Annotated in this window: 7 protein-coding genes; 3 read left to right on the top strand and 4 right to left on the bottom strand. The window is 73.2% G+C overall.

All coding sequences use genetic code 11. From position 1 onward, the window contains the following. Positions 1 to 106 precede the first annotated feature (106 nt). On the bottom strand, positions 107 to 1414 hold the full coding sequence (gene mycP, locus BJ971_RS00060; RefSeq protein ID WP_377884551.1) for a type VII secretion-associated serine protease mycosin: 1308 nt from the start codon (positions 1412 to 1414) through the stop codon (positions 107 to 109). Between the two features lie 211 nt (positions 1415 to 1625). Further along, positions 1626 to 5606 carry a type VII secretion protein EccCa gene (gene eccCa, locus BJ971_RS00065; RefSeq protein ID WP_184988094.1) on the bottom strand — a complete coding sequence of 1327 codons (3981 nt, stop codon included), beginning with the start codon at positions 5604 to 5606 and terminating at the stop codon, positions 1626 to 1628. A gap of 251 nt (positions 5607 to 5857) precedes the next feature. On the opposite strand from eccCa, the gene eccD reads away from it, so the two are divergent. Further along, complete coding sequence (eccD, locus tag BJ971_RS00070) at positions 5858 to 7300, top strand: type VII secretion integral membrane protein EccD (protein ID WP_184988097.1); 1443 nt, start codon at positions 5858 to 5860, stop codon at positions 7298 to 7300. A gap of 74 nt (positions 7301 to 7374) precedes the next feature. On the opposite strand, the gene BJ971_RS00075 is transcribed toward eccD, so the two are convergent. Next, positions 7375 to 7878: an inorganic diphosphatase gene (locus tag BJ971_RS00075; RefSeq protein ID WP_184988100.1), complete on the bottom strand. Its 504-nt coding sequence runs from the start codon at positions 7876 to 7878 to the stop codon at positions 7375 to 7377. Between the two features lie 526 nt (positions 7879 to 8404). Beyond that, positions 8405 to 9220 (bottom strand): hypothetical protein, encoded by an 816-nt coding sequence (locus BJ971_RS41910; RefSeq protein ID WP_221478690.1) that lies wholly within the window; start codon positions 9218 to 9220, stop codon positions 8405 to 8407. Positions 9221 to 9888: 668 nt separating this feature from the next. Here BJ971_RS41910 and dacB point away from each other — a divergent pair. Both dacB and BJ971_RS00085 read left to right on the top strand, forming a co-directional pair. Further along, complete coding sequence (gene dacB / locus BJ971_RS40470) at positions 9889 to 11298, top strand: D-alanyl-D-alanine carboxypeptidase/D-alanyl-D-alanine endopeptidase (RefSeq protein ID WP_239087510.1); 1410 nt, start codon at positions 9889 to 9891, stop codon at positions 11296 to 11298. 71 nt (positions 11299 to 11369) lie between these two features. Next, positions 11370 to 12428, top strand: a complete 1059-nt coding sequence (locus tag BJ971_RS00085; protein ID WP_184988103.1) for a zinc-dependent metalloprotease — start codon at positions 11370 to 11372, stop codon at positions 12426 to 12428. Positions 12429 to 12434: the final 6 nt, after the last annotated feature.

Below are 12434 nucleotides of genomic sequence, written 5' to 3' on the forward strand. Positions count from 1 at the left end.
CTCGCGTGGTCTGGCTCGGCTTCTTTGGTTGGGCGTGGCCCCGCGTGGTCCGAGTCGGCTTCCTTCGTCGGGCGCGGTCTGGCTCGATTTCTTTCGTCGGGTGGGGTCAGGCGAGGCTGGCGAAGCGGCGGAAGGTCAGCAGGGCCGCCACCACCGACACCAGGAACAGCACGCCGGCCGCCCACCAGCCGCGACCGGCGGCCGTGACGTTCATGTCGCCGGCCCGGGCCGCGGAGCCCGCGTCGGCGCCCGGGGCCTTGGTGCCCACCGCGGCCGCGGTGTCCGGCGCCGACTGGGCCTGGCCCGACACCGGGGCGTTGCCGAAGCGTGCGATGCCCGGCGAGGCCGTCGTGTCCAGCGGGTTGCGCAGCACCGTCGGGATCTCGGCCGTCAGCGCGCCCGTCGGGTCGATCATGCCGTAGCCGTACTGGGAGTCGTGGCCCTTCGGGCCGCGGTCCTTCGCGGTCTTGACGATGCGGTTGACCACCTCACCCGCGGACATGGTCGGCCAGCGCGAGCGGACCAGGGCCGCCGTGCCCGAGACCATCGGCGCCGCGAAGCTCGTGCCCTGCACCCGCCAGTAGCCGTCCGGCCGGGCGCCGACCAGCTGCGTCGCCGGTGCCGAGACGACCGTCTCCTTGCCGGTGATCGAGCCCGACCACAGGACGTCGCCGTCCTTCTCCATGCCCGCCACCGCGATGACCCCCGGCTCACGGGCCGGGTACCAGACGCCGGTGGTGGAGGAGGCCGAGGCGCTCGCGTTGCCCGTGCAGGCCACCACGACCACGTCCTTGGCGAACGCGTAGTCCAGCGCTGCGGCCAGGGCCGGGCTGCTGCCGTTTCCGCCGAGGGAGAGGTTGACGACCCGGGCGCCGTGGTCGACGGCCCAGCGGACGCCCTTCGCCACGATCATCGCGTCGTCGTAGCGGTTCTCCCGGTCGAGGACGCGGATCGGGAGGATCTTCGCCTTCGGGGCGATGCCGACCACGCCGGCGTCGTCGTCGCCGCGGCCCGCGATGATCGCCGAGACCGTGGTGCCGTGGCCGACCAGGTCGGTGTCGCCGTCGCCGCCGGCATCGACCAGGTCGAGGCCGGGCAGCACCTGACCCTGCAGGTCGACGTGGTCGGCGTCGACGCCGGAGTCGATCACGGCGACGATGACGCCCGCGCCGGCCGAATACGTCCAGGCGCCGGCGACGTTCAGGGTCTTCAGGTGCCACTGCTCGGCCCGGACCGAGTCACCGATCCAGGGCTCGGGGCTCTCCAGGGGATCCGCGAGCGGGTTGGCGAGCGGCGGCGCGGCGAGCGGTCGTGCCGCGGGCCCGGCCAGTGCCGGTGTCGCGCTCAGGCCGGCGCACAGCCCGGCGGCGGCGGTCGCGGCGGCCAGCCTCAGCGGCAGGCCCCGTGCCCTCACCAACGGGCACCACCGCAGGCCGGGGGACGAGTGGAAGCGTCGCGCCCTGGTCGGCGGGACGTGCTCGTTGCTTCGCTCACTGCGCTCACTGGCGGCATGACCATTCTGGTGAGGGACGGTCGATGGAGGGAGGTTACTCCGAATCCGAGCGTTGTTGCTGAGGTCTGTCGATGCAGATCGCACCGAATGTGTGACGGATCCGCCACGCAGGTTAGTACGGCGGCAGGTGTGACAGCTGAATCAGCCGCACACCTTCACGTCGAGTCATCAGCCGACCACGTCCAGGTGGCATCAGCGTGGGCCGGATCGGGCCGATGAGCGTGCCCTCGTCGCTCGGCCCCGACATCACCAGGCCCGGCGAGGACAGCTCGCGCAGCCGCTGGATGACCGGGTCGTACATCGCCCGGCTCGCGCCGCCGGCCCGCCGCGTCACGACCAGGTGCAGGCCGACGTCGCGGGCCTGCGGCAGGTATTCCATGATCGGCTCGAGCGGGTTTGTCGGGCCCGACGCGACCAGGTCGTAGTCGTCGACGAGCACGAACAGCTCCGGGCCGTTCCACCACGACCGCTCGCGCAGTTGCTGCGCCGTCACGTCGGGGCCGGGCAGGCGGCGCTCCATGTAGCCCGCGACGGACTCCATCAGCTCGAGCGTCTTCTGCGCCTGGATGCCGTACCCGATGCGGTGCTCGGACTCGGGCAGGTCCATCAGGCTCCGCCGGTAATCGACAAGGATGAGCCGGGCCTGCTCGGGCGCGAACCGCCGCATGACCGAGGTGGCGAGCGCACGCAGGAACGAGGACTTGCCGCACTCGGCGTCGCCGAAGAGCAGGAAGTGCGGGTCGCCAGCGAAGTCGATCTCGACGGGCTGTAGGTCCGACTCGGCGATGCCGATCGGCAGGCGCAGGCCGGTCGACCGCGCCAGGTCGATGTCCGCGTACGGCAGGGACGGCGGCAGCAGGCGCACCCGCGGCGCCGGCGCACCGGACCAGTTGGTGGCGATCAGCTTGACCAGCTCGGCCGTCTCGCCGGTCGCGCTCAGCTCGGGGCGCACGGTCAGCAGGTGCAGGCTCTTGTTCTTGTCCGTCGGGTGCTCGACGAGGCCACGCCCTGGCTTCTCCGGCACGTTCACCGCGGACCGCCGGTTGACCATCGAGTCGCTCGGGTCGCCGAGGCGCAGCTCGACCCGGGAGCCGAAGAGGTCGCGGATCGCCGGCCGGTAGTCCATCCACCGCGGCGCGCTGGTGACCACGTGTATGCCGTAGGACAGGCCGCGGGTGGCGATGTCGGTGATGACGCCCTCGAGCTCGTCGTAGTCCTGTCGCAGCGTCGACCAGCCGTCGACCACGAGGAACACGTCGCCGAACGGGTCGGTGTCCGCGCCGTTGTTGAGCCCGGCCTGCGCCGCCCGCCGCCGCCGGTACGACGACATGGAGTCGACGCCGAGCTCGCCGAAGAGCCGCTCCCGGTCGTTGAGCAGGGTGGAGACCTCGCCGACGGTGCGCCGGACGCCGACCGAGTCGAGCCGGCCGTACACGCCGCCGACGTGCGGCAGGTCCTTGAGCGTGCCCAGCGAGCCGCCGCCGAAGTCGAGGCAGTAGACCTGCACCTCGGCCGGGGTGTGCGTGAGCGCCAGCCCGCAGATCAGCGAGCGCAGCGCCGTCGACTTGCCGGACTGCGCGCCGCCGACGACCGCGACGTGACCGGCGCCCCCGCCGAGCTGTAGCCACATCACGTCGCGCACCTGCTCGCGCGGCTTGTCGATCAGGGCGATCGGCACCTGGAGGGCGCCGTGCAGCTCGGGGTTCGCGAAGGCCAGGCCGCGGACCGGGTCGATGGTGATCGGGCCGAGCAGCTCGTCCAGCGCCACGGACGTGTTCAGCGGCGGCAGCCAGACCTGGTGCGCCGGCGGACCCTGGCCGCCGAGCCGGCCCACCATGACGTCCAGCAGGCTCTCGCCCTCCGGGGTCTCCTCGGGCTCGGGCTGGGCGGGCCGCACCGGCTTGGGCGCCGGCAGGTAGTGCGTGGAGTAGGACAGCACCTGCGGTGCCGAGCCCTCGCCGGCCGCGCCGGCGCCGAGGCCGCCCGCCTTGCGGACCGCGCCGGACACGTAGGCGGCCTTGAACCGGATCAGCGGCTCGGTGCCGAACTTGAGGTAGCCGTGCCCGGGCGAGCGGGGCAGCTCGTACGCGTCCGGCACGCCGAGCACGGCCCGCGACTCCAGCGCCGAGAAGGTCCGCAGGCCGATCCGGTACGACAGGTGGGTGTCCAGGCCGCGCAGCCGGCCCTCCTCGAGGCGCTGGCTGGCCAGCAGCAGGTGCACGCCGAGCGAGCGGCCCAGCCGTCCGATCTGGACGAACAGGTCGATGAAGTCGGGCTTCGCCGAGAGCAGCTCGGAGAACTCGTCGCAGATGACCAGCAGCGACGGCAGCGGCGGCAGCGCGGCGCCGCCCGCACGGGCCTTCTCGTAGTCGCGCAGGCTGGCGTAGTTGCCGGCCTTGCGCAGCAGCTCCTGGCGCCGGATCAGCTCGCCGTCGATGGCGTCGACCATGCGGTCGACGAGCGGGAGCTCGTCGGCGAGGTTGGTGATGACGGCGGCGGTGTGCGGCAGCCGGTCCAGCGAGGAGAACGTCGCGCCGCCCTTGAAGTCGACGAGCACGAAGTTCAGTGTCTCGGAGGAGTGCGTCGCGGCGAGCGCCAGCACCAGCGTGCGCAGCAGCTCGGACTTGCCGGAGCCGGTGGCGCCGATGAGCAGGCCGTGCGGGCCCATGCCGTCCTGCGCCGACTCCTTGAGGTCGAGCTCGATCGCGCCGCCGTCGGCGCCGAGGCCGATCGGCACCCGCAGCTTGTCCCGGTTGGGCCGGGGCAGCCAGGCCTGCGCGACGCTGAACGAGTCGGGGTCGCCGAGGTTGAGCAGCTCGGCCAGGCCCATCTCGGCGGCCAGCGGGGTGTCGGAGGACTTCGACATGGCGGCGAGGCGCAGCGGCGCCAGCCGCCGGGCGACCGCCTCTGCCTGCTCCTCGCTGAGCCGGTCCGGCGTGCCGACGTCGGCCGCGTGGTCCATCGCGTACGTGTGCAGCTCGCGCCGCCCCGCGCCGCCCGGCCGCACCTCGAGGACGAGCAGCGAGCGGTCGAGCAGGCGCGGCGGCACGTCGTCGAGGTCGAGCACCGTGACGCCGTCGATGCCGTCGTCGAGCTGGGTGGCGCCCTTGAGGTCGGCGCCGTCCAGCACGATCACGACGTGCGGGCCGCTGGTGCTCACGCCGGCCGGGTTGAACCGGGGCCGGTTGCCGATCACGTCCTCGAGCAGCTTCTCCAGGTCGGGACCGGCGCTGGCGACGAGGCGCACCGGGCCGAGCCGGTCGGTCCGGGACGGGTGCAGGTTGTGCGGCAGCCACTTGACCCATTCCCACATCGCGCGGCGCTCGGGGCCGGCGCAGACGGCGATGATCAGGTCGTCGGGCGCGTGGAAGACGGCGAGCTGGGTGAGCACGGCCCGGGTCAGTGCGCGCGCGTCGGCCGCGCCGGCGGTGCCCTGGCCGCGCATGAAGACGCGCGCGAAGCCGCGCAGCGACACCGCCACCGGCAGGTCCGGCACCACGGAGTAGGCGTCGAGGAACCGGCGCAGCGCGCCCGCGGTCATCGGCTCGAGGTCTTCGAGCGGCCGGGTCACCGGCGGGATCAGCGGGGTGGCCAGGGTCTGCGGGCCGACGGCGAGCCGGACGACGCCGAAGTCGGGATCGGCCGAGCGGCGCTCCCAGACCCGGTGGCTGTCGGCGGTCGACCAGAGCTGCGCCGGGTCGGGATGGCGGTAGAAGAGTCCGATCCGCTGCCGGCTCGCGGTGTCGCGGACCCGGCGGCGCAGGCTGGAGAGGTGGCGCAGGTACTCGCGGCGGGCGGCCATCATCTCGGCCTTCTTCGGCGCGCCGCCGCCGCCGAACGAGGTGGCGAGCATGGCGAGGGAGGAGACGCCGAAGAGGCCACCGACCACGTAGGAGAAGGCGCCACCACCGCCGCGGCCCATCATCATGGCCATCGCCACCGAGCCGCCGAGCATCGGCAGCACCATCATCGCCTGCGTCCAGCGGCCGCCGACCGCCTGCGGGATCTCGGGCGGCGGGTCGACGGCGAGCTCACCGGTCGGGATCTCCGGCGCCGGCCGGCGAGCCGCTCGCTTGATCACCACCGTGCTCATTCCGAACTATCCCCTTCATCCGCAACCACGAGCCTTGTGTGTTAGATCCACATAGGCGGGTGGTGGCATGCCCCGTCCACAGGACCGGCGACCGGTCACCGCGCAGGCCCCATGGTAGGTAAAGTCGCCCTGGTTCCGCAGCCTCGGCATCGTCGACGGGAAATAAACACCATGATCGATCGCACCGGGCGCCACCCAGCCGCGCTGGATCACGGCCCGGGGCGTGCGGGCATGCGAAGGGCGGGTTCAGCATGACCGTTGGTTTGGCACGGGTCACGATCAGTGCACCGCAGCGCCGGGTCGATGTCGCGCTGCCCGAGCACGTGCCGCTCGCCGAGCTGCTGCCCGAGGTGCTGCGGCACGCGGGCGAGGGTCTCGCCGACGACGGCGAGAAGCACGGCGGCTGGCTGCTGCGCCGCACCGACGGCGTCGCGCTCGCCACCTCGCAGGGCCTCTTCCCGCAGGGCGTCCGCGACGGCGAGGTGCTGCACCTGGTGCCGGCCCGCGACAACTGGCCCGAGCTGGAGTACGACGACGTCGTCGAGGCGATCGCCGAGGGCGCCCGGCGCCGCGGCACGATCTGGACACCGGCCGCCACCCGGACCGCCACGCTGGCCGGCTGCGCGGTGCTGCTCTCGTTCGGCCTGATCGCGGTGCTGGTGACCGGGCCTTCCCTGGGCGGCGCGGCCTTCTTCGGGCTCGGCGTCGGCCTGCTGCTCGCGCTCGCCGGCATCACGGCCTCCCGGGCGTACGGCGATGCGCGCGCCGGTGCGGTCCTCGGCGGCTGCGCCCTGCCGTACGCGTTCGCGGGCGGCGCCGCGCTGGTCTCCTCCGGCGACGGCGACCCGGTCGGCGTCCTCGCCCTGCTGCCCTGGATCGGCGGCCCCGAACTGCTCGCCGGGTCCATGGCGCTGCTGCTGGTCGCCGCGCTCTGCGGGGTCGGCGTCGCCGCCTCGTTCCGGGTCTTCGCCGCCGGCATCATGGTCGGCCTGTTCGGCGCACTCGCCGCGCTGACCGGCCTGGTCACCTCGGCGGCCGGCGCCGCGGCCGTGCTGCTGTCGGCGCTGGTCTGCGGCATCGGCGCGCTGCCGCTGCTGGCCATCCGGTTCGGCAAGATGCCGACGCCGCCGGTGACCCTGCCCACCGGCAGCGAGGCCGAGCAGGGCTTCACCGGCGCCGTGGCGGGCAACGCCGCCCTGGACGCCGCGCGGGAGCGCCCCGACCGGGCCCGGGTCTTCGCCGCGGTCAGCCGCACCGAGGAGCTGCTCACCGGCCTGCTGATCGGGCACGCGCTGCTCTGCGCGGGCACGTTCGTGGTGCTCGCCTCGTCCGGCGGGCTCTCCGCGCGGATCCTGATGGGCCTTGCCGTGGCGGCGCTGCTGCTGCGCTCGCGGCTCTTCGTGACGCTGCGCCAGCGGCTGCCGCTGATCTCGGCCGGGCTGTTCGGGCTCTTCGTGCTCGGCCTGGACCTGCTCTGGGGCGCCGGCGAGGCGATGCTGCTCGGCCTGGTCGTGACCACGCTGCTGATGGCGCTGGCGACCGTTGCCGCCGGCGCGACCTGGACCCGCCGGGCACCGTCGCCGTACCTCGGCCGCTTCGCCGACGTGCTGGACACCCTCGCCGTCGTGGCGGTCATCCCGGTGGCCTGCGCCGTCGTCGGCCTCTACGGCATGGCCAGCAACATCAGCATCTGAGCGAACGACAGACCCTGAGCGAACGACAGACGCGGCGGCCGGGCTCCCGCCCTACCGCCGCGTCGCCGTGAACGTCAGTGGCCCTCTTCGTGCTGCTCGGCGGCCTGCGCGCGCTTGAACGACGCGCGGATCTCCTCCTCGGCCTCGACCCGGCCGGTCCAGGTCGCGCCCTCGACCGACTTGCCGGGCTCGAGGTCCTTGTAGACCGTGAAGAAGTGCTGGATCTCCATCCGGTCGAACTCGCCGAGGTGGTGGATGTCGCGCAGGTGCTCCTGGCGCGGGTCCTCGTAAGGCACGCAGAGGACCTTGTCGTCGCGGCCCTTCTCGTCGGTCATCCGGTACATGCCGATCGCCCGCGAGCGCACGAGGCAGCCCGGGAACGTCGGCTCCTGGATCAGGACCAGGGCGTCCAGGGGGTCGCCGTCCTGCCCCAGGGTGCCTTCGATGTACCCGTAGTCGGCCGGGTACTGCGTCGCAGTGAAGAGCGTCCGGTCCAGCCGGATCCGGCCGGTCTTGTGGTCGACCTCATACTTGTTCCGCTGACCCTTGGGGATCTCAACCAAAACGTCGAAATCCATGGTTCGCTCCCTTGTTCAGCCCCGCAGTCGGACCCGGTGGGACGCGGCGACGGAGCGAGGGCGTGACAGAGCCCCCACAGGATCCGCGCGCGCCGGTGTGCCGGATGTTTGTAGTCTCCCCTAAGTCTGACGCCACGTACGGAGGAGGGGCTCGTGGGGAGGCAAGATTCACAGAACACTCCCGAGTACGACGGCGTGTCCGAGCCGGAGAAGGGTCGATCGCCGGTAGGGCGGGCTAGTGTGCCGCCGGCCACGCCGCAGGCTGAGTCGCAGGCCGAGGTGCCGGTCGGCCCGCCGCCCGGGTCGCCCACCAGGCCGCCTGGCGTGTCGCCCGCCGGCCCGCCGCCCATGTCGCCACTCAGGCCGCCCGCCGTCCCGCCGTCTGGGACGCCTGCCGGTCCGCCCCCCGTGTCGCCGCTCAGAGGGCTCGCCGGGCCGCCTCCTGTCCCACCTCCTGGGACGCCGGCCAATCTGCCGCCCGTGTCGCCGCTCAGGCCGCCCGCTGGGGCCCCGCCCGTGTCGCCGCTCAGGTCGTCGGCCGTGTCGCCCGCTCGGCCGCCTGCTGGACAGCAGCCCGGTTCGCCTGCCGGGCAGCATCCCGGAACGTCTGCCGGACAGCAGCCTGGGTCGCCTGCCGGGCAGCAGCCTTGGACGCCTGCCGGGCAGCAGCCCGGAACGTCTGCCGGACAGCAGCCTGGGTCGCCTGCCGGGCAGCAGCCTTGGACGCCTGCCGGGCAGCAGCCCGGAACGTCTGCCGGACAGCAGCCTGGGTCGCCTGCTGGGCAGCAGCCCGGAACGTCTGCCGGGCAGCATCCCGGAACGTCTGCCGGGCAGCAGCCTGGGTCGCCTGCTGGGCAGCAGCCCGGAACGTCTGCCGGGCAGCATCCCGGAACGTCTGCCGGGCAGCAGCCTGGGTCGCCTGCTGGGCAGCAGCCTTGGACGCCTGCTGGGCAGCAGCCCGGAACGTCTGCCGGGCAGCAGCCTGGGTCGCCTGCCGGGCAGCAGCCTTGGACGCCTGCTGGGCAGCAGCCTTGGACGCCTGCTGGGCAGCAGCCCGGAACGTCTGCCGGGCAGCAGCCTGGGTCGCCTGCCGGGCAGCAGCCCTGGACGCCTGCTGGGCAGCAGCCTTGGACGCCTGCTGGGCAGCAGCCCGGAACGTCTGCCGGGCAGCAGCCTGGGTCGCCTGCCGGGCAGCAGCCCTGGACGTCTGCTGGGCAGCAGCCCGGAACGTCTGCCGGACATCCCGGGTCGCCTGCTGGGCAGGAGTCTGGATCGCCTGGTGGGACGCCTGCCGGACCGCCCGCTCGGCCGTTGGTCGGGCCGTGGGTCGGGCCGCCTGCAAGGTCCGTAGCCCGGCCGCCTGCTGCCCCGCCCGCTGGGCCTCAGACTGCCCCGCCTGTCGGGCCTCAAGCCGCCCCGCACGTCGGGTCTCAGGCTGCCTCGGCCGCCGGGCCTCAAGCTGTGCCGCCCGTTGGGTCGGCGGCTGTGGCGCCTGTTCTGCCGCCTGGGTCGCCCGTCAGGCCGGCGGGTGGGCCTCCGCCCGGGTTCTCTGCCGCTCCGCCTGCCAGGCCGGAGGATGGGCCTCCCGGGCTTCCCGCCGCGCCGCCGGCTTCGTCGCCTTCCGGGTTCCCTGCCGCGCCGCCTGCCGCGCCGCCTGCCGCGTCGTCTTCCGGGTTCCGTGCCGCGTCGCCTGCCGCGTTGCCTTCTGGGCACGCTGGTGCGCCGCACGCCGCGTTGCCGCCCGGGGCGCTTGCCGGGCCGGGGTCGGCGGCGCCGCGCGCTGCCGGGAACACCTACGGTCGGGCCTCGGTCCCGCTCAACATCTCCGCGCCGCAGGCGCAGGGGACTCAGTCGCCACAGGGGTTGGCGCAGGCCCAGGTGCCTGTGGCCGGATCATCGGATCAGCCCGGCGGCGAATCCCACGGCCTTGGGGATCGCTCAGATCAAACGCCGGTAGCGGCGAAGCCGGGTGCTGGGCAGCGGCGTACCGTAATGGTTTCGCTTCTCTCCGTGGTCTTGCTTCTGGCTGTCGTGGCGGCCGCCTTCGTGGTCCGGCCTGGCCCGGTGGATGGCTGGCTGGCTGCCGACCCGACCACCGCGCCCACGGTCGCGCCGACGCCTGAGCCGACGCCGACGCCCGTGCTGGCTGCCGTCGGCACCTCCGGTGCCGCGCCGACCGCCGAAGGCGTCAAGGCTGCGATCGGGCCGCTTGTCGATGCCGCGGTGCTCGGACCGCGGGTCAACGTCTCGGTGGTCGACACCGTGACCGGTGAGTCGCTTTTTGCGCAGAATGCCGAGACCGGCACCGTCCCCGCCTCCACCACCAAGCTGCTGACCGCGGCGACCGTGCTGGCCGCGCGGGGCGCGGCCCACCGGCTGACCACCCGCGTGGTGGCCGGCGCGGAGCCCGGCGAGGTCGTGCTCGTCGGCGGCGGCGACCCGACGCTGTCGGTGGACGCCAAGGGGCAGTTCCCGGGCGCGGCCCGGCTCGACAAGCTCGCCGCGCAGGTCGAGAAGGCGATGGGCGCCCGGCCGATCACCAAGGTCATCGTCGACACCTCGCTGTACGAGGGCCCGCTGACCGCCAAGGGCTGGGACGGCGACGTCATCGGGGGTGGCCAGGTCGCGCGGATCCAGCCGCTGATGACCAACGCCGGGCGGATCAAGCCCGTGCACAACGAGTTCGGCGGCGATCCGCGCTTCGCCGACCCCGCCGGCGCGGCCGGGCGGGCCTTCGCCAAGCACCTCGGCCTGCCGGCGAGCGCGGTGAGCAAGGGCACGGCGCCCCCGGCCGGCGCACCGGCGGCGTCCTCCGCGGCGCCCTCGGCCGCCGCCACCCTGGTCGCCGGCGCCGAGCTGGGCAAGGTCGAGTCGCCGCCGCTGGTGCGCGTGGTCGACTGGATGCTTGAGCAGAGCGACAACGTGATCGCCGAGGCGATGGCGCGGCAGGTCGCGCTGGCCGCGGGCGCGGAGGCGTCGTTCGAGGGCGCCGCCACCGCGATGATCGCCAAGCTCGGCGAGCTGGAACTGTCCACGGGCGAGGTGAAGCTCTCCGACGGCAGCGGCCTGTCGCGGCAGAACAAGATCAGCCCGAAGCTGCTCACCGACGTGCTGAACCTCGCCGCCGGCGGGGAGCACCCCGAGCTGAGTGCCATGTTCGGCGGCCTGCCGGTGGCCGGCTGGTCCGGCACGCTGCAGCACCGTTTCGTCGTGCCGTCCGCGAACCAGGTCGGGCAGGGCCTGGTCCGGGCCAAGACCGGCTCGCTCACCGGTGTCAATGCCATCTCCGGCGAACTGGTCACCAAGGACGGCCGGCTGCTGGTCTTCGCGATCTTGGCGGACGCCACCGGCGAGTCCGTCGCCGCACGTCAGGCGCTCGACAAGATTGCGGCGAAGCTTGTCACCTGCGGGTGTAACTAGGGGTTTTCTCCGGGCCGCCCGGGGGCTTTCTCAGGGCGGCGCGGTGGAAACGCCCGAGTACGGTGGTCTGCATGGCGCAGTTCGTTGACTGGGATCTGGCCGCCGCCACCGCGGGCGCGCTGTCGAAATCCGGACCCGCGGTGTCCTACGAGGAAGCCATGCAGGTGGTCGCCCAACTGCGCGATCTGACCGACGAGGCCGCGGGCCACGTCGCGGCTTACACCGGGCTCACGCCCCAGATCGAGGCCCCGCCGGTGCGGGTCGTCGACCGCAAGGACTGGGCCGCGGTCAACATCTCCGGCCTCCGCGAGGTGATCATTCCCCTGGTCACCCGCCTCTCCGGCGGCAAGCAGCCGGGCGGGGTCGCCGACGCGATCGGCTCCCGGGTCACCGGCGTGCAGGCGGGCACCGTGCTGGCCTACCTCTCCGGCCGGGTGCTCGGGCAGTACGAGGTGTTCTCCTCCGAACCGGGCCAGCTGCTGCTGAACGCGCCCAACATCGTCGAGGTCGAGCGCAAGCTCGGCGCCGACCCCCGCGACTTCCGGCTCTGGGTCTGCCTGCACGAGGTCACCCACCGCACCCAGTTCACGGCCGTGCCGTGGATGCGCGGCTACTTCCTCGGCGAGGTGCAGGCGTTCGTCGACGCGTCGCAGAGCGGCGAGCACATCATCGAGCGGCTGCGCCGCGGCGTTGCCACGCTCTCCGACGCGCTGCGCGACCCGGACAGCCGGTCATCGGTCCTCGACATCGTGCAGACCCCGGCGCAGAAGGCGGTCCTCGACCGGCTGACCGCGCTGATGACGCTGCTGGAGGGGCACGCCGAGTTCGTCATGGACGGCGTCGGCCCCGAGGTCATCCCGTCGGTCGAGTCGATCCGCTCGAAGTTCAACCAGCGCCGCGCGGGCGGCAACCCGCTGGAGAAGGCGATCCGCCGGCTGCTCGGCATCGAGGTCAAGATGCGGCAGTACGCGGAGGGCCACAAGTTCGTGCATGGCGTCGTGGAACGGGTCGGCATGGCGGGCTTCAACAAGATCTTCAGCTCGCCGCTGACCCTGCCCCGGCTCGACGAACTGAGCGACCCGGACGCCTGGGTGGCCCGGGTCCACGGCCCGGTCGGCCTGCCGTCATAGCGTGAC

This window comes from Amorphoplanes digitatis, from assembly GCF_014205335.1.
Classification (GTDB): domain Bacteria; phylum Actinomycetota; class Actinomycetes; order Mycobacteriales; family Micromonosporaceae; genus Actinoplanes; species Actinoplanes digitatus.

Coding starts and splice junctions, on each gene's coding strand:
- eccCa (WP_184988094.1), bottom strand. CDS start 5,606: ATGAGCACGGTGGTGATCAAGCGAGCGGCTCGCCGGCCGGCGCCGGAG.
- eccD (WP_184988097.1), top strand. CDS start 5,858: ATGACCGTTGGTTTGGCACGGGTCACGATCAGTGCACCGCAGCGCCGG.
- BJ971_RS00075 (WP_184988100.1), bottom strand. CDS start 7,878: ATGGATTTCGACGTTTTGGTTGAGATCCCCAAGGGTCAGCGGAACAAG.
- BJ971_RS00085 (WP_184988103.1), top strand. CDS start 11,370: ATGGCGCAGTTCGTTGACTGGGATCTGGCCGCCGCCACCGCGGGCGCG.